Consider the following 18,322-nt stretch of genomic DNA (forward strand, 5'->3'; position numbering starts at 1 on the left):
TTAGCTAGGGTGCGGCGCTGCTCTGCCGGCAGATTCCCGCAACAACGAAAATGGTGGCGTATTTTCCCGTAAAGGGCGGCCCTGCGCAAAGCCTTGGTGGGGGATTTGTTGTTGAGTGCAGCAACAAACTTCCAATTCTATGCATCAGGCGGCGCCATTAACATCTATATCAAAAATATTTAATGAAGCTATATCAAAACATTTTGATATAGATGTGCTCCCCTGCTAGACTTCGCTCCATGTCTGAAAATGAGCCAGCACCCGAACTGAGCCCAGCCGAGGCAATTCCTCAGCTGGCCTTGACCCTGAAAGCCGCCGGAGATCCCCTGCGGCTCGAAATTTTGCGCCTGCTTAGCCAGGATTCTTACAGTGTGTTAGAGCTGTGCCGAATCTTTGATTTGCGCCAACCGGCCCTGAGTCATCACTTGAAAGTGCTCGCTCAGGCAGGTCTGGTAAACAAGCACCGCGAAGGTAATAACCTTTTCTACCGGCGCACTGCAGCTACTCCACTGCTGGCACAGCTATTTACAAACCTGGATCATTTGCCTCTGGCCGATGTGCGGGTGCAGGCGGTATCCCGGATTTCTGAGGAGAGAGCGGAAGCATCGCGACGTTTCTTTGCCGATTACGGCAACCGCTTTCGCGAGCAGCAGGAATTGATCGCCAGCTATGACGTATACGGACCACAAGTGGCTCAGCTGCTCAAACCTGGTCGCCATGCCTTGGAAGTTGGGCCTGGAGAAGGTGAATTTCTACAGGAGTTGGCTCAGCGTTTCGCGACAGTGACAGCACTGGATCTGTCTTCTGCAATGTTGGAGCGGGCCCAATCTTTTGCCGATGAACAGGGTATTAAAAATATCGAGTTTGTCTGTAGCGATACTCGCGCTGCTGCGGCACGGCCGGCCAGTGCCGATACCATCGTGGTGAACATGGTGCTGCACCACACTCCTGACCCGGCACAGATATTTCACGATTTGCACGGCGCCCTAAAAAAGGGCGGGCAGCTTTTAATTGCAGAATTGCAAGAACACAGCCAGGACTGGGCCAGAGAGGCCTGCGGAGATTTATGGCTGGGCTTTGCTCCAGAGCAGTTGAGTGACTGGGCCGCGACTGCCGGCTTGCAAGATGGGCGCAGTATTTATAGCGCCCTGCGCAATGGCTTTCAGATCCAGATAAGAGAGTTTATTAAGCCCTGACGGGGGTTTGTCAGGCACAGCCTGAAGTTAAAAGATATTCAACCGCTGCGGCGGGACAATGGAGACCTCAAAATGAGTGAATACAGACTGTTTACCTCAGAATCCGTATCTGAGGGGCACCCGGATAAAATTGCCGATCAGATTTCCGATGCTGTATTGGATGCTCTACTGGCCCGTGACAAGCAGGCGCGGGTTGCCTGTGAAACCCTGGTGAAAACCGGTATTGCTGTTATTGCCGGTGAGATTTCCACTTCTGCCTGGGTAGACCTGGAAGAGCTGGTGCGTAAAGTTATCACCGATATCGGCTACACCTCCTCTGACGTGGGTTATGACGGTGAGACCTGTGGTGTTATCAATGTGATCGGTAAACAATCTGTGGATATCGCACAGGGTGTAGACCGCGCTAAGCCGGAAGACCAGGGTGCTGGGGACCAGGGGTTAATGTTTGGTTATGCGACCAACGAAACCCCCACCTTTATGCCTGCGCCGATCTACTATTCCCACCGTCTGGTTGAGCGCCAGGCTGAAGTGCGTAAATCCGGTCTGCTCCCTTGGTTGCGTCCTGATGCAAAAAGCCAGCTGACCTTCCGTTACGACGAACAGGGCCGCCCCTGCGCGATTGATGCGGTTGTTCTTTCAACCCAGCACAACCCGGATGTCAGCCAAAAAGATCTGCGCGATGCAGTGATGGAGCTGATTGTTCACAACACCTTGCCGCTGGAATGGCTGCATAAAGACACCAAGTTCCATATCAACCCGACGGGTAACTTTGTTATTGGCGGGCCAGTTGGGGACTGCGGTCTCACCGGGCGCAAGATTATCGTCGATACTTACGGTGGCTCCGCTCGCCATGGCGGCGGTGCGTTTTCCGGTAAGGACCCCTCCAAGGTTGACCGCTCTGCCGCTTACGCAGGTCGCTATGTGGCTAAGAACATTGTCGCTGCAGGCTTGGCCAAGCGCTGTGAGATTCAGGTTTCCTACGCCATCGGTGTCGCCGAGCCGACTTCCGTAGCAATTAATACTTTTGGAACCGGTTTGGTAGCAGAGGATAAGCTGGTAGAGCTGGTGCGCGAAAACTTTGACCTGCGCCCTTACGCCATCTCCAAATCCCTCGACCTGCTGCACCCGATGTATCAGTTGACCGCAGCTTATGGTCACTTTGGTCGCGATCCGTTTACCCACACTTACAATTGGATTGACAGCAATGGCCAGGAACGCAGTGAGAGCTTTACTGCTTTCCCATGGGAAAAAACCGACAAGGCGGATGCGCTTCGCTCCCAAGCCGGCCTCTAAGTTTCAGAAATAAATATTCATGCCTGCGCCAAAAGCGCGGGCACACAAAATATGCTGGGTACCACTCGGCAAGCAGATAATTTTTGGACTCAAAAACGATGAATCAAATGAGCACTGAATTTAAAGATTACAAAATCGCGGACATTTCCCTGGCCGAGTGGGGGCGCCGTGAAATTGAAATTGCAGAAGGTGAAATGCCGGCACTGATGACCCTGCGTGAGAAATACCGCGCAGAGCAGCCGCTGGCGGGTGCCCGTATCATGGGCTGTATCCACATGACAATCCAGACTGCAGTGCTGATCGAAACTCTGGTCGCGCTGGGCGCTGAAGTTCGCTGGTCCTCTTGTAATATTTTCTCCACCCAGGACCACGCTGCTGCTGCCATTGCTGCGCGCGGAATCCCCGTATTTGCGTGGAAAGGTGAAACTGAAGAAGAGTATGAGTGGTGCCTTGAGCGCACTATTGGTGCCGATGTTGCCGGCTGGCAACCCAATATTATTTTGGATGACGGTGGCGACCTCACTGAGTTGCTGCACCGCGAATACCCGCAACTTCTCGATGCTTGCCACGGTGTGAGTGAAGAGACCACCACTGGCGTACACCGCCTGCAGGATATGCTGCGCGAAGGCACCTTGAAGATTCCTGCGATCAACGTCAATGACGCTGTGACCAAGAGCAAGAACGACAACAAATATGGCTGTCGCCACAGTCTCAACGACGCCATCAAGCGCGCCACTGACCACTTGCTCTCTGGTAAGCGAGCGCTGGTTATTGGTTACGGCGACGTAGGTAAAGGTTCCGCAGCATCCCTGCGCCAGGAAGGCATGATCGTACGGGTTTCTGAAGTGGACCCGATCTGTGCAATGCAGGCTTGTATGGACGGCTTTGAGCTGGTTTCCCCCTACATCGACGGCGTTAATACCGGTACCGCTGAGGGGATTAACAAGCAGCTGCTGGCCAATACAGACCTGATTGTTACTACAACTGGCAACGTAAACGTTTGCGATGCCCACATGCTTTCCGCCCTGAAGAGTGGTGCGGTGGTTTGTAATATTGGTCACTTCGATAATGAAATCGACACCGCCTTTATGCGTGAAAACTGGGAGTGGCAGGAAGTTAAGCCTCAGGTACATAAGGTGGTTCGCAATAGCGAAACCAATGATCACTTGCTGCTGCTGTCTGAAGGCCGCCTGGTAAACCTTGGCAACGCTACTGGCCATCCGAGTCGCATCATGGATGGCTCTTTTGCCAACCAGGTTCTCGCCCAGATCCATTTGTTCAAAGAAAAGTTTGCCGACTTACCGGCAGATCAAAAAACTTCAGCGCTGTATGTAAAAGTACTGCCCAAGCACCTGGATGAAGAAGTTGCACGCTATATGGTTGAGGGTTTTAGTGGTGTTATTACCCGTATGACCGAGCAACAAGCTAACTATATCGGTGTTTCAGTTGAAGGTCCGTTCAAACCTGAAAGTTATAAGTACTAATCACCCCTAACTAAAAGGTGCCGGTATCGCCGGCACCTGAATTGTGCGGGGTTGGAGAAATATAATGAAAGACTCCATTCGCATAAGTTTCGAATTTTTCCCTCCCAAAACGCCAGAGGGTCGCGAGAAACTATACAAAACTCGTGAAGCGCTGCAGGCATTTAACCCTGAATTCTTCTCTGTAACTTATGGTGCCGGTGGTACCACAAGAGAGACAACGTCGAGTATTGTGACCAATATGCGGCGAGATGGTATTTCAATTGCTCCTCATTTGTCGTTTGGTGGTGATAATGAAGAGACAATACTGGGTTTGTTAAATGATTATAAAGAGGCGGGAATTAATCGAATAGTTGCACTGCGTGGTGATATGCCGTCGGGCATGGGTGCAGTGGCGCAACTGGTTTATGCGAATGAATTAGTCGCCTTTATTCGCCGACATACCGGTGATCAATTTCATCTTGAAGTAGCTGCTTATCCAGAGATCCACCCGGAGTCGAACAGCTATGATGATGATATTCGCTATTTAAAAGGTAAATTTGAGGCAGGTGCTAATAGCGCTCTGACTCAATATTTCTATAACCCGGATTCCTATTTCTACTTTATTGATCAGTGTGAAAAGGCGGGTATCGATGCGCCCATTTATCCAGGCATTATGCCGATAGCTAATTTTGCCAACCTTGTGCGTTTCTCTCGCAATTGTGGTGCAGAAATTCCGAGGTGGTTGGTTAAACGCATGGAAAGCTTCCGTAATCCTGAAGACGTTCGAAAGCTTGGATTAGAGGTTGTTACCGACCTCTGCGAGACCTTATTAGAAGGGGGGGCACCAGGTTTACATTTTTACACAATGAATCAGGATGCAATCGTTACTAAGATTTTGAAAAACCTCAAGCTTTAATTGAAAACTCGAAAGCTATTGCTTTCGAGTTTTCTGTTTATGAAACATTGACTGAAATTTTCATATCGTTTGTTCAGAGTTTACTGGCTGGAAATTTAGTATCTTTTCTGGGCCATCTGAAATATTTTTAAATTCCGGTAGGTTGGTATAAGTGCGGAATTATAATCCCCCCCTGAAACCATTCCTCTCAATACTATATGAGGATGAAGCACTACTCATCTTAGAAAAACCCAGTGGGCTTCTTAGTGTTCCGGGAAGAAGCGCTGATCATAAAGACAGTTTAGCTGGTCGAGCGCAATCACTATATCCAGATGCATTAACTGTCCATCGATTGGATATGGATACTTCAGGACTAATCGTAATGGCACGCAGTGTTGAGGTACATAAGGCACTGAGTACTTTATTTCAAAATCGTGAAGTCGAGAAAGCCTACTATGCGCGGGTATGGGGTGTGCCTGAAAATGTAAGTGGTGAAGTGGATTTGCCGCTTATTTGTGACTGGCCAAATAGGCCGAGGCAAAAAGTAGATTTTGCCGAGGGCAAGCCATCTCTAACCCGCTGGGAGAAAGTCTCCAGCTCTGAAAACAGTAGCTTGATTCGACTTATGCCAGTTACTGGGCGCTCTCACCAACTCCGGGTGCATATGCAGGCAATAGGACATCCAATATTGGGGGACCCCTTTTATGCCCACCCTGGTGCGTTGAAGGGGGCTTCGAGGCTACTGTTACATGCTAGCGAGCTGAAATTTTCTCACCCTGTAAGTGGAGAAGCTTTGTATTTTACTAGCGAGTTGCCCGGAGAGTTTTTAATTGAATAATATGGCAAGAGGGGCTGTCAGAGAGATATAAAAAGGGCGGCCATTTGGCCGCCCTTTCTATCGGTTATTTTTTATTCTTCATCGCCGCCATCAAAATATCACCCATGCTGCCACGGCCATTGCCTTGGCCCCCTTTCTGGGAGCGGTTGCCCTGCTGCTTGTTGTAGCGCTGGGCTTGGCGGTTTTCGCGCTGGTCACCCTTTTTAATACCGCCACTACCCTGCTCACCGGGCTCGTCAGATAAACGCATGGAAAGGCCGATACGTTTGCGGGCAACGTCCACTTCCATCACTTTAACTTTGACAATATCACCGGCTTTTACGACTTCGTGAGGGTCTTTAACGAACTTCTCTGAAAGTGCAGAGATATGTACCAAGCCATCCTGGTGAACACCGATATCCACAAAAGCACCGAAGTTGGTGACGTTGGTGACAGTCCCCTCGAGTACCATTGCTGGGCGTAGGTCTTTTATTTCTTCTACGCCCTCTTCAAATTTTGCCGTGCGGAATTCCGGGCGCGGGTCTCGGCCAGGTTTTTCCAGTTCGGCGATAATATCGGTAACGGTAGGTACACCGAATTTTTCGTCGGTATAGTCTGCCGGATTCAGCCGGCGCAGAAAGCCGGAGTCGCCGATAAGGCTGTTAATTTCACGGCTATTTTTTTCGGCAATGCGTTTAACCACGATATAGGACTCGGGGTGTACACCGGATTTGTCCAGCGGATTTTCACCGTTATTAATACGCAGGAAGCCGGCGGCCTGTTCAAATGCCTTGGGTCCTAAACGCGGAACTTCCATCAGTTGCTTGCGATTTTTGAAAGCGCCGTTCTGGTCGCGGTAGCTGACAATATTGTTGGCAATAGATGCAGTCAGGCCGGAAACCCGAGCCAGCAGCGGTGCAGAGGCGGAGTTCAGCTCAGCGCCGACACCGTTTACACAGTCCTCAACCACGGCATCCAATGAGCGAGCCAGTTGAGTCTGGGAAACGTCGTGCTGATACTGGCCAACACCAATGGATTTGGGCTCGATTTTCACCAATTCTGCCAACGGGTCCTGCAGACGGCGGGCGATGGAGATAGCTCCACGGATAGTCACGTCAAGATCTGGGAATTCCCGCGCAGCAAATTCAGAGGCGGAGTAAACGGAAGCACCGGCTTCGTTAACCACAACTTTTTGAGCCGTCAGCTTGTATTGTTTAATGGTTTCCCCGACAAATTTGTCGGTCTCACGGCTGGCGGTGCCGTTACCGATGGCGATCAGGCCCACATTGTATTTATTACACAGGGCGGCAATAACTGCTGCAGACTCCTGGTGACGATTCTGTGGCGGGTTGGGGAATATGGCGGTGTGATCGAGTATCTTGCCAGTGGCATCGACCACGGCGACCTTGACCCCGGTGCGCAGGCCCGGGTCCAGGCCGATGGTGGCTTTTTGCCCGGCCGGAGCTGCTAGCAGCAGGTCTTTCAGGTTGCGGGAGAATACCTTGATGGCCTCCTCTTCTGCTTTCTCGCGCAGCTCACCCATCAGGTCAGTTTCCAGTGCGGTCAGCAGCTTGATTCGCCAGGTCCAGCGCACCACTTCGCCGAGCCATTTGTCTGCAGGACGACCTTCATCGGTGATATCCACATGGCGGGCAATCATGGCTTCGCAGGGGTGGCTGGCGGTTGGGGAAGCCCCTTCTTCTTCGGCGAGGCCCACGCTGATGGCGAGTACGCCTTCGTTGCGGCCGCGGAAAATAGCCAGGGCGCGGTGGGAGGGCACCTTGGACCAGTCTTCGGCGTATTCAAAATAGTCGCGGAACTTGGCCCCTTCCTCTTCTTTGCCTTCGAGCAGTTTGGATTTCACCTGTCCGTCGCGCTTGAGGAATTCACGCAGCTTGCCCAGCAGCTCGGCGTCTTCGGCAAAACGTTCCATCAGGATAAATTTGGCTCCATCCAGAGCGGCTTTGATGTCTTTGATGTGAAGGGAGGCGTCTTCGTTGTCGGTATTGAGGTATTGCTCTGCTTCAGCTGCAGGGTCGAGGGAGGGGTTGTTGGTCAGTGCATCGGCCAGTGGCTCCAGTCCAGCCTCGATGGCGATTTGTCCTTTGGTGCGGCGCTTGGGTTTGTAGGGGAGGTAGAGGTCTTCGAGGCGGTTCTTGGTGTCAGCACTGTTGATTTGTTGTGACAACTCCGGAGTAAGCTTGCCCTGCTCATCGATACTTTTCAGGATGGCAGCGCGGCGCTCTTCCAGTTCACGCAGATAGCGCAGCCGATCTTCCAGGGTGCGCAGCTGGGTGTCGTCCAGGGCCCCTGTCACCTCTTTCCGGTAGCGCGCAATAAATGGGACTGTGGCTCCTTCATCGAGCAGGGATACTGCGGCGGTAACCTGTTGTGGTCTGACATTGAGTTCTTCGGCGATGCGAACGTTGATATCCAGCATTTGATGTTTACATCCGTTTTCCGGGAAATTTCGTACCGTTAAGGGCGATGTTGGACCAGTAAGTAGCCTTTCAGTTTCCGTGGTATTTGGCGGGTAAACGAGAGGGCCCTTACAGGAGTAATTTTGGGTCGGCATTATGCGTTACCCGAGCGCAGCGAGGAAGGTTTGCGGCAGGGCACAAACTTGTGCGGCAGTCTGCATCCAAATTGCCTCTTATGTGCGTCGAACTCCAGTAGAATGCGTACTAACTAAAATTTGACCAATTCAGGTCAGGGAACGGGGTAGAGGGTACCTGTGAAAGTCTCGAGTAAAAACAAGCTGTTATTCATTGTATTGTTAGTCGGGGTGGCTGTTATTGCTGCGGTGGTTGTATTGAAACCGAAGCCGGAGGAAAAACCGCCAGAGGTGGTGGTACCGCCAATGGCCGATGTTCTCTATATAGAACCCCGTCGCCAGACACTATTGGTACCCAGCCAGGGAACCGTTCATGCCCGCCATGAAATTGATGTGATCGCGCGAGTCGGCGGTGTGATCGAAAGCGTGGATGAGGCATTTGTTCCCGGTGGCTTCTTCAATAAAGACGCCCGTTTATTACAGCTTGAGCAAGCAGACTATCGCTACCAGGTCACTCGCGCAGAATCGCAACTGGCAAATGCCAAGTCCGCCCTGGCTCAGGAGCAGGGCCATGCCAAGCAAGCTAAGCGCGAGTGGCGTGACCTGGGGTCTGAAGCGGCCAATGCACTGTTCCTGCGCAAACCCCATCTCGAAGCTGCCCAGGCTGCAGTGGAAGCCGCGAGAGCTGACCGCGACCAGGCAAAGCTGGATTTGGAGCGCACATCACTCAAAGCCCCCTTTGCAGGTCGTGTAGTTGAGACTTTTGTCGACCTGGGACAGTACATTACCCCCGGCACCCCTCTGGCAAAAATTCACAGCACCGGTATCGCTGAAGTCCGCCTCCCTCTGACCGACCAGCAACTGGCGTTGCTCGATCTTCCCCTGGGTAAAACTATTGAGAATGGCCCCGCTGTGCGTCTGAAAGCTGTTGTGGCTGGACGTGAACACGAGTGGCGTGCGCAATTGGTGCGAACCGAAGCGAGTATTGATCCTAACAGCCGCTTTATTTTTGCTGTTGCCCAGGTGCAGAAGCCCTATGCAGGGGATGTACCGCTGATGAATGGCCTGTTTGTTGAGGCAGATATTGCCGGTAGAACCTTTGATGATGTTGTGGAGCTGCCCCGTCAGGCACTACATGAAGGAGATCACTTGTTGGTTCTGAATGACGAGAGCCAGCTGATCTACAAAACTGTTGAGCTGTTACAAACCATCGGTGACAGAATCTGGCTCCGCGGGGATATTGCTATGGGTGACCGAGTGATTGTTTCAAGCTTGGGCTACTCCCGTGAGGGTATGGTACTTACCGCTAACCCCCTCAATGAGCGGCCAGCGGGCCTGGGGAGTCTTCCTGAGGATTCAGCAGATCCCTCTACAGTATCCGCTGCTGGTGATGCCGGTGGTGTTAGCAATGCTTCCCAGGGAGGCAAGTGATGAGCGGAATCATCCCGTGGTTTGCGCGCAATAGCAAAGCCGCAAACCTGCTGATGATTATGATAATCATCGGCGGAATCTTTGGCCTTATGAGTATCGACCGGGAGGTGTTTCCCACGCTGCAGCTGGGGATTGTAGAGGTTAATATCTCTTACCCCGGCGCCGGTCCGGCAGAGGTGGAGCAGCAGGTAACCGTTCGGGTTGAGGAGGCTATCTCCGAAGTAAAGGGTATTAAGGAGGTAAATTCTGCTTCCCGACGGGGTAGTGCCTCTATTGAAATCCAGGCGATGGATGGCTACGACGAGCTGCGATTGCTCAACGATATTAAGGTTCAGGTGGATAGTATCAACACCTTTCCCGACGGTATTGAGCGTCCCGTTATTCGCTTGATTGAAGCCAACGCCGAGTTAATGATGATCGCCATTGGTGGGCCAGTTTCTGAGCGTCAGCTCAAGGAAACCACCCTGGATTTGCGCGATAAACTCAACCTGATTTCCGGTGTGCGCAGAGTTGATGTTTGGGGTGATCGACCAGACGAGTTATCCATTGAAGTTTCCGAGCTGGATTTACGCCGTTACAACTTGAGCTTTAACCAGGTTGCCGACGCAGTGCGCCGCTCCTCCCTGGATTTGCCTGCCGGCATGGTGCGCTCGGATCGCGGTGATATACAGGTGCAAACTCGTGGCCAGGCCTATACCGCTGAAGACTTCGAGCGTATCCCCGTAGTTAGCCGTGCCGATGGCTCTGTATTGTTGCTGCGCGATGTAGCGACAGTGCGCGATGGCTTTGAGGAATACAACAACGTTATTCGCTTTAATGGCAATCCCGCCATGAACCTTCGCATTATTCAGGGCGAGCCCCTGGATGTGGTGAAAACCGCTGAGCGAATAAAAGCGTTCCTGGAGGAGACTCGCGAGCAATTGCCACCGGGCATGGAACTGGATGTCTGGTTCGACTTCTCCAAGGCATTTGAAGGCCGCATGAATCTGCTGACTACCAATGCCCTGAGCGGTTTTGCCATGGTGTTTGTCATGCTGATGCTGTTCCTGCGCCCGGCTCTGGCCATGTGGGTAACCGTGGGCATTGTTGTCGCTTTCCTGGGTGCTTTCTGGCTGTTGCCGGTGACCGGCGTCAGCCTAAATATGCTGTCATTGTTCGCCTTCCTGTTAATACTCGGGATTGTGGTGGACGATGCCATCATTGTGGGGGAGGCAGTGCATGCTGCCCACGATAGAGGTGAATCTGGCTTAGCTGCAGCTGAGCAAGGGGTGAAGCAGGTAGCTTCCCCGGTAATTTTCGCCGTGACCTCCACCATGGTGTTCTTTATCCCCATGCTGTTTCTACCCGGCATTACTGCACAGATGATGCTGGCCTTGCCGGTGGTGGTACTGCTGTGTCTGGTCTTCTCCCTGGTGGAATCCCTGTTGATCCTGCCGGCTCACTTGGTGGGCATGAAGCCAGAGAAACCTGCCAGATCGACTTTGGGAATTAAATTACAAAACGTACGTAGAAGTTTTGCCGGTGCGATGAAGACGGCCGGAGATAAGTACTACCTACCTTTGCTGGAAAAGTCCCTTAGCAATAGCCGCACCACAGTGATGAGCTTTATGTTGGCACTGGGTTTGTCGATCGCTGTTTTCCAGAGTGGTTATGTGGGCTCTTCATTCTCACCCCAGGTCCCCTCCGATTTATTGCAATTGCGAATTTCTATGGCCTCAGGTGAACCCTTCAGTGAAGCTGAACGGGTAATGGAGCAGGTACTCACCGCCGCTGATAAGTTGGAAACCGATGAGGGAATGCTGGAGCAGAACAAGGGCGAGTCTTTCTTGCAGAACTCCCTGGTTTTCAATTGGCGTGGCAATATTTATGTAACCTTGCAGCTTACCGATGGAGAGATGCGTGATGTCACCTCCGAGTCTTTAGCGTTGCGTTGGCGCGAATTGATTGGCGAGCTGCCGGCTAGCGTCGAGGACATGAATATTGATGCGAGCATCAACAATAGCAGTAATGGTATGAGCCTGAACCTGAGCACTGCCTCAGGGGATATGGGTGAACTGCGCGCTGCTGCTGATTTGGTTAAGGAAAAACTGGATAGTTATGTCGGTGTTTATGATGTGCGGGATAACCTGACCAGTGCCCGTCGCGATATTGAGATCCAGCTGAAACCCTATGCCACTACGATGGGTATTAACTTGGCAGACGTGGCCAGGCAGGTTCGTCAGGGTTTCTACGGTGAGGAGGTTCAACGTATCCCACGTGGTCGTGAGGATGTTCGCGTAATGGTTCGCTACCCCATGGAGGAGCGCGCCAGCGAAGAGCAGATGGACCGCATCCGCATTCGCACCAACGACGGGGAAGTACCTTTCTCAGCGGTGGCCGAGGCAGTTTACGTGCCGGGCTATACCACGATTCGCCGCAACGATCGCGAGCGCACCGTGCGGGTATTTGCCGAAATAACGCCGAATACTTCCAGCGCGCAGGATATCCTTAAGGATATGCGCGAGACCCTGGTACCTGAGCTGGAGCGCCAGTTCCCCGGTTTCTCCCTGAGAACCGCTGGGGAAATGCAGGAAGAGGAAGAGTTTAACGGTGCTATCCTGGCCTTCTTCGTATTGTCCCTGTTCGGCATTTATGCGCTGCTGGCGATTGCTTTCCGCTCCTACTCTCAGCCGTTGCTGATCCTTACTGCTGTGCCGTTTGGGTTCTTCGGTGCCCTAGTTGGCCACCTGTTGATGGGGCACAACATCAGCATTATGTCGATGCTCGGCTTCCTCGCAGCGGCGGGTGTGGTTGTGAACGACAACCTGGTATTGATGGATCGCATTAATCAGCTGCGCGCTCAGGGTATGGCGGTGATGGATGCGGTAGTACACGCGGGCCGGGATCGTTTCCGCCCGATTATCCTGACCTCGATTACTACCTTTATCGGTCTGGTACCGATTATGTTCGAGCGTTCAATCCAGGCCCAGTTCCTGATCCCGATGGTAATCAGCCTGGCATTCGGCGTTCTGTTTGCAACGGCAGTGACTTTGATCTTGGTCCCCAACCTGTACAAAGTTATTGAGAGGTTACGCCCGAAGCACAAAGTTGCAGTAGAAGACGATACCCCAGTCTCATTGGAGACTGTGTAGAGCAGGTATCCGGGCGCAATGGTGGATCGCCTTCACCATTGCGCCTTTGGGGTATAAATGCCTAAACTAACTGCCAGCAAAATGCCGACATTCCTGTCGGCTTTTTTATGGTGTTTGAATAGGATTCTCCCATGCGCATCCCGCGTATTTTTTCCAAGCAGCCTCTGGCTTCCGATCAAGAAGTAGACCTGGATGAGCTGGCTTCCCGTCACCTGGTAAAAGTACTTCGCTTGAATGCGGGCCACCCTTTAGTTCTTTTTGACGGCAATGGCGGTGAGTACACGGCGGAGTTGATCGAGACCGGCAAACGGGCGCGCGCGCACACGGGAGAGTACTGTGCAGGGGATCGCCAGTCACCGTTGGCACTGACTCTGGCGATCGGTATTTCCCGTGGCGATCGCTTCGATTGGGTGATACAGAAAGCTACTGAGCTGGGAGTGGCGGCGATACAGCCGCTGTTTACCGAACGTTGTGAAGTGAAGCTGTCCGGGGACCGCTTACAGAAAAAACTGGGTCACTGGCGCCAGATTGCTATCAGTGCCTGTGAGCAGTGTGAGCGCAACCGGGTGCCGGAGATTGCCGAACCAATAAAGCTGGCGCAGTATTTACAGAATGAATCTGCTGAAGCTGAGCCCCAAGCCAAGTTGGTACTGCATCACCGCACCGAGCTGGATCTGCGCCAATGGCAGGCGGAGCGCGGTACACCGGAATCCGCCCTGCTACTGGTAGGTCCAGAAGGCGGGCTATCGCAGGTGGAAATCGATGCGGCACTGGCGCAGGATTTTATGCCTCTGCGTTTGGGACCAAGGGTGATGCGTACTGAGACAGCGCCGATAGCGGCATTGTCGGTATTGCAATTTCAATGGGGTGATTTGTAAGTCACTGAAGGATTGGACTCGAGAGTATTCAGGGAGAGAAGAGCATGATAAAAGCATTTATCTGGTTGTTGGGCATTGTCATCGTTGTGTTATCACTGGCGATTATTGCCAAGCCGAAACTGGCACAAAGCCTCAGCGAACGGCTTAACGAAACCGGCTATGCCCTCTCCGCCTGGGCGCGAATTATTATTGGCCTGATCCTTTTACTAATTGCAGACACTCGCCACTGGTATATTTTGTTCAATGCCCTCGGCGTACTGGTGCTATTGAGTGGTGCCTATATGCTGCAAATTGGTTTTGAGCGGGGCAAAGAATTAGCGGTTAAAATTTCCCGTGGCAATGAAAATTTCCTGCGTATTAGCGGCGTCATCGGTGTCATCCTCGGCCTGATGCTGCTCTCTGCGCGTTAACGATGTAGGTTCCCATGTCTTCTACCGATTTAATTATTTTTGACTGTGATGGTGTGCTGGTAGACAGCGAGAGCATCGTCTGTCGCATATTGGCAGAGGAAATGAATCGCCTGGGCTTGCAGACCACCGCCGAGGAACTGGACGAGCAATTCAGCGGTCGCCCGGCCAGGGACTGCTTGGTGGAAATCGAGAAGCGCTTTGGCGGACCACTACCGGATAATTATTTTGGCAATACGGAGCGGCGTATCCGCGAGGCGTTCCAGCAGGAATTACAGCCGGTTGTGGGTATTGAAGGCCTGCTCGACCAACTGCAACAGCTGGGTCTGCGCAGCTGCGTGGCCTCCTCGGGCTCTCACCAGAAAATGCAGCTGACACTGAATAAGACCGGTTTGTACGATTATTTCGACGGGCGGATTTTTAGTGCCGACGATGTATCCCGGGGCAAGCCCTGGCCAGAGCTGTTCCTGCACGCGGCAGATGCTATGGGGGTGGCGCCGGAGCGCTGTCTGGTAGTGGAGGACTCCATTGCCGGTGTCTCTGCGGCGGTCTCTGCAGGTATGCGCGTGGTTGGCTACAGCGCTCACCCAGTGCGGGGCCCCCAGCTGGAACAGCAGGGTGCCCGGGTAGTCACTGACATGATGGCAGTTCTAAATTTTATTTAATGGCCTCAGTGGCCGAGACTTCCGGTTGATCAGCGCTTTCGCTGTTCTACACTGAATTTGACGTCGAGAAACCGGAAGCTGTACCTATGGCGGGTAAATTCTTGTCTGCCAGTTGCCTATTCTTATTGGCCTTTACTCTGGTGGGCTGTGACCAGTCCGAATCCCCAAAGAAATATACGCTCGAGCCTGTCGATGGAATACAGTCAGGTGACAGTGAGAAGACTGCCCGAGAAGCGGCCCCCTTTGCCGATGAGCTGGTGAGGTTTTTACGGGGAAATAACCGGTCCATCGGAGACACGTTCCGCCTGCGCCTGGAGTTCGATCCCGGCGGTTTTGCCCCCCGCATAGAAACTATTGCCGATCTGGAAGCCTTGCTGGTGATCATGCGCGATTTTTCAGAGATGCGAATCTCCATTGAGGGGCATACAGACAGTGGCGGCGATGCGAAGAAGAATCTCAGCCTGTCCCAGCGCAGAGCGGATTGGGTAAAGCATTTCCTGATAGAGCGGGGCGTCTCCGCTGACCGTATGGAAGCCCAGGGCTACGGCGATACCGATCCGATTGCGGATAATGAGACAGAGAAAGGCAAGCGGGAGAACCGCCGCCTGATGATCCGGGTACTAAATTTTGATCGTGTACCCAGCAAACTGCCGAGGCGCTAACCCCGAACAGCTTGCAGGTGAAGAGCTAGCTTAGGATAGTGTCTCAGCTAGAGGCATTACCCAATTCCTCACTGGAATTTACCGGCGCCTTTGGGGCTTGGTTGGAAAATATTTTCTTCATTAATTTTCCAGTTTGACGCAATCCAATAATACTCTGCGCTGTGAGCATACCGGAGATCATTGCACCGGCTACGCCGCAGCTCATCACATCCTGCCCGGTAAGGTAGAGCCCTTTGACCCGGCTTTTGGGTCTCAGCCAGGATTGCTCAAAGCGGTTGGGATCGTGATCCAGTCCGTAGATCTCTCCCCGTGGATAGAAGCAGAAATAATCCGTGGATAACGGGGTTGAAAGCTCGTAGTAATCGATTTCCCCACGCAACTGCGGCATGTGCTTATACAAATGCTCCAGCAGGCGCTGGCTAAATGCCTCCTTCAGGTCCTCGTAATCATCTCCCCGCTTGCCCCAAGGCTTGTCGTGCCACTGGGCAAACCAATCGTAGTTGGCCGGTGCCACAATTTCGATAGTGGCGCGGCCCGGGTAGCGCTGGGTAAAGGTGGGGTCTTTCGCAGACGGGAACGAAATATAGACTAACGGTATTTCCTTATCCTGATCGTCGATAAAGGCCTGCATATCCTCTTCGTACTGATCGCTGGAATAGATCCAGTAATTAGTCTTGGGCAGGTTTAATTCTTCCGCAGTTTTTTCCAAGCCAATATACAGACACAGGTGAGACATGGAGCGGTTGACGGTGTCCAGGTCGCGGATATATCCCATGCGCTCACTGGTGCTGCGCGGTAACAGCTTCTCGAAGGTATTAAATACCCCTGCGCCGGAGACAACTAATGGCGCTTCGATTTCATGTCCGTCGGACATTCTTACACCGCGAACCTGATCCCCATTCATCAGGATGGTTTCCACCTTGGCATAGGTAAATACATCTCCACCACTGGCCTGGATTTGGGGAATAATCGTTTCGGAGATTTTGCTGGCGCCGCCGACAGGATAGTAACCGCCATAGAGATAATGCTTGGCGATCAGGGCGTGAATAATAAAGCTGCCCTCGGATGGGGTCATGCCATTATCACCCCACTGCCCTGTCAGTACAGAGATCAGCTTTTCATTGCTGGTGATTCCACTGAGAACTTCGCGGGTGGTTTTATTGAGCCAGGCGGGTTCGCGCAGCTTTCTCCACAGGCGAATAAAAGGCCCACACCAGGAGGGCAGCATTTTTTCCATTGCCAGTCGCTGCATGGCTTTGGCAACCACATTCAGCCGTTGCAGGTACTCCTCGATATTCGCGCGCTCATCGGGGAAGTGGCTGACCAACTCATCGATAAATTGCTGGCGGCCGGCTTTCAGGTCGTATTGTTTATCGCCAATACAGATGCGGTCATAGGTGCTGTCCATTGGCGCCCAGTGCAACTGGTTATTGGAAATAAAGTCGAAGATCTTGCGGGTCATGGTGGGGTGTTCGCCCACATCGCCGATATAGTGGACGCCGACATCCCACTCATAACCATTGCGGTCATAGGCGTGGGTGTATCCCCCGGCAGTGTAGTGTTGCTCAAGGACAAGTGCTTTCTTGCCCATGGCACTGAGCATCGCAGCACAAGTCAGACCGCCAATGCCTGAGCCAATGATAATGGCGTCGTAATTGCCTTCTAGGCGGCTCGGGCGATAGCGCCGACCAATACGCAGCCGGCTTGGTTTTGGGGCACTGCGCTTCTTCTCAGGGGTCTCTGTCATGATGGCCTCGCCACTATTGTTTTTATTCCTCAACCATAGCGCCCCCTATCGAGCTATGCAATAAGTTGCATATTAATATTCTGTATATCTATTGTGCACCTTTATATATCGCGTATACAATTTGCATATAAAGCATATCAAGGTAATAGTTATGGGCATCGTCAAGATATCCGATGAGCTACACGATGAGATTCGCAAGGCCAGTACGGTGATGGCCCGTTCAATTAATTCCCAGGCGGAGTACTGGATCAAGATTGGGATGCTGGCGGAGCTGAACCCGGAATTAAGCTACAGCGACTTGTGTAAGAAGTTGCTGCGCAATCAGGCATTAACCCTGGAAGAGCTGACACGTGAGTGAAATAAAAATAAAGACTCCTGATGAGCAGGAGTTAATGCGCCAATCGGGTCAATTGTTGAGCCGTGTATTTGCCATGCTGGACTCCTTTATTGAACCGGGGGTCTCGACAATGCAAATTAATGAGCGGGTAGAAGAATTTATTGTCAATGAACTCAATGCTCGCCCCGCCAGCAAGGGGCAATATGATTATCCCTACGCCCTGAACACCTCAGTCAATGAAGTAGTCTGTCACGGCATGCCGAGCGATAAGCAGCTACTGCGGGAGGGAGATATCATCAATGTGGATATTACCCTGGAGAAATCTGGCTATATTGCGGATTCCAGCAAAATGTATAGCATCGGTACCGTGACCCCTATTGCCAGAAAACTGGTAACCACCTGCTATGAAGCTATGTGGGCCGGTATTGCCACGGTAAAGCCGGGAGTTACTTTTGGTGATATCGGCAATGCAATCCAGCGCCATACCGAGCGCAACGGATTCAGTGTCGTACGGGAATATTGTGGTCATGGTATTGGCCGGGAAATGCACGAGGCCCCGCAGGTTCTTCACTTTGGGCGGCCTGGTTCCGGTGAAGTTTTGCAGGAGGGAATGACATTTACCATTGAGCCCATGATCAATCAGGGAAATCGTAAAACTAAACTTAAGAAAGATGGCTGGACTGTAGTAACTAAGGATAAAAAGCTATCGGCTCAATGGGAGCATACGATTTTGGTAACCGGTGACGGCTATGAAGTGTTAACGCTTAGGGATGAAGAGCGATCTTCTAAGATTAAATAGCGGCCAATTAGTGATCGTTAGGTAGATAGCAATGGGTAGCGAGACAC

The 18,322-nt window shown here is 52.2% G+C and carries 15 protein-coding genes; 13 read left to right on the forward strand and 2 right to left on the reverse strand.

Annotated features, from left to right (window positions below; genetic code table 11):
- The first annotated feature begins 239 nt into the window (after positions 1-239).
- From ACYX4J_RS22320 to ACYX4J_RS22340, 5 genes are all read left to right on the forward strand, one after another.
- Positions 240-1,196 carry a metalloregulator ArsR/SmtB family transcription factor gene (locus tag ACYX4J_RS22320; RefSeq protein ID WP_108734975.1) on the forward strand — a complete coding sequence of 319 codons (957 nt, stop codon included), beginning with the start codon at positions 240-242 and terminating at the stop codon, positions 1,194-1,196.
- Positions 1,197-1,268: 72 nt separating this feature from the next.
- The gene (gene metK / locus ACYX4J_RS22325; protein ID WP_475709133.1) at positions 1,269-2,489 is read left to right on the forward strand and encodes a methionine adenosyltransferase; all 1,221 of its coding nucleotides are present in this window, start codon (positions 1,269-1,271) and stop codon (positions 2,487-2,489) included.
- Between the two features lie 107 nt (positions 2,490-2,596).
- Entirely contained in the window at positions 2,597-3,973 is a 1,377-nt protein-coding gene (gene ahcY / locus ACYX4J_RS22330; RefSeq protein WP_369974263.1) for an adenosylhomocysteinase, read from the forward strand.
- Between the two features lie 64 nt (positions 3,974-4,037).
- Positions 4,038-4,868: a methylenetetrahydrofolate reductase [NAD(P)H] gene (metF, locus tag ACYX4J_RS22335; protein ID WP_475709134.1), complete on the forward strand. Its 831-nt coding sequence runs from the start codon at positions 4,038-4,040 to the stop codon at positions 4,866-4,868.
- A 151-nt stretch (positions 4,869-5,019) separates the two neighbouring features.
- Complete coding sequence (locus ACYX4J_RS22340; protein WP_475709135.1) at positions 5,020-5,685, forward strand: pseudouridine synthase; 666 nt, start codon at positions 5,020-5,022, stop codon at positions 5,683-5,685.
- A gap of 64 nt (positions 5,686-5,749) precedes the next feature.
- On the opposite strand, the gene ACYX4J_RS22345 is transcribed toward ACYX4J_RS22340, so the two are convergent.
- Entirely contained in the window at positions 5,750-8,104 is a 2,355-nt protein-coding gene (locus ACYX4J_RS22345) for a Tex family protein (RefSeq protein WP_444895702.1), read from the reverse strand.
- A gap of 294 nt (positions 8,105-8,398) precedes the next feature.
- On the opposite strand from ACYX4J_RS22345, the gene ACYX4J_RS22350 reads away from it, so the two are divergent.
- From ACYX4J_RS22350 to ACYX4J_RS22375, 6 genes are all read left to right on the forward strand, one after another.
- The gene (locus ACYX4J_RS22350) at positions 8,399-9,649 is read left to right on the forward strand and encodes an efflux RND transporter periplasmic adaptor subunit (RefSeq protein WP_444895703.1); all 1,251 of its coding nucleotides are present in this window, start codon (positions 8,399-8,401) and stop codon (positions 9,647-9,649) included.
- Positions 9,649-12,780, forward strand: a complete 3,132-nt coding sequence (locus ACYX4J_RS22355; RefSeq protein WP_444895704.1) for an efflux RND transporter permease subunit — start codon at positions 9,649-9,651, stop codon at positions 12,778-12,780. Before ACYX4J_RS22350 ends, ACYX4J_RS22355 begins: the two co-directional genes overlap by 1 nt.
- A gap of 131 nt (positions 12,781-12,911) precedes the next feature.
- The gene (locus ACYX4J_RS22360) at positions 12,912-13,658 is read left to right on the forward strand and encodes a 16S rRNA (uracil(1498)-N(3))-methyltransferase (RefSeq protein ID WP_476177580.1); all 747 of its coding nucleotides are present in this window, start codon (positions 12,912-12,914) and stop codon (positions 13,656-13,658) included.
- A gap of 44 nt (positions 13,659-13,702) precedes the next feature.
- Complete coding sequence (locus tag ACYX4J_RS22365; protein ID WP_282930692.1) at positions 13,703-14,068, forward strand: hypothetical protein; 366 nt, start codon at positions 13,703-13,705, stop codon at positions 14,066-14,068.
- A gap of 14 nt (positions 14,069-14,082) precedes the next feature.
- The gene (locus ACYX4J_RS22370) at positions 14,083-14,730 is read left to right on the forward strand and encodes an HAD family hydrolase (RefSeq protein ID WP_282930693.1); all 648 of its coding nucleotides are present in this window, start codon (positions 14,083-14,085) and stop codon (positions 14,728-14,730) included.
- 86 nt (positions 14,731-14,816) lie between these two features.
- Positions 14,817-15,392: an OmpA family protein gene (locus ACYX4J_RS22375; RefSeq protein ID WP_444895706.1), complete on the forward strand. Its 576-nt coding sequence runs from the start codon at positions 14,817-14,819 to the stop codon at positions 15,390-15,392.
- 43 nt (positions 15,393-15,435) lie between these two features.
- Here ACYX4J_RS22375 and ACYX4J_RS22380 read toward each other — a convergent pair whose 3' ends face one another.
- A complete protein-coding gene (locus tag ACYX4J_RS22380; RefSeq protein WP_413663774.1) occupies positions 15,436-17,139 on the reverse strand; it encodes a phytoene desaturase family protein in 1,704 nt (567 codons plus the stop codon).
- Between the two features lie 151 nt (positions 17,140-17,290).
- Between ACYX4J_RS22380 and ACYX4J_RS22385 the strand changes: the two genes are divergently transcribed.
- Both ACYX4J_RS22385 and map read left to right on the forward strand, forming a co-directional pair.
- On the forward strand, positions 17,291-17,497 hold the full coding sequence (locus tag ACYX4J_RS22385) for a ParD-like family protein (protein WP_413663773.1): 207 nt from the start codon (positions 17,291-17,293) through the stop codon (positions 17,495-17,497).
- The gene (map, locus tag ACYX4J_RS22390; RefSeq protein WP_444892341.1) at positions 17,490-18,275 is read left to right on the forward strand and encodes a type I methionyl aminopeptidase; all 786 of its coding nucleotides are present in this window, start codon (positions 17,490-17,492) and stop codon (positions 18,273-18,275) included. The genes ACYX4J_RS22385 and map overlap by 8 nt, the downstream gene beginning before the upstream one ends.
- Positions 18,276-18,322 lie beyond the last annotated feature (47 nt).

The sequence above is a fragment of the Microbulbifer sp. ABM4_008 genome (genome assembly GCF_056311705.1).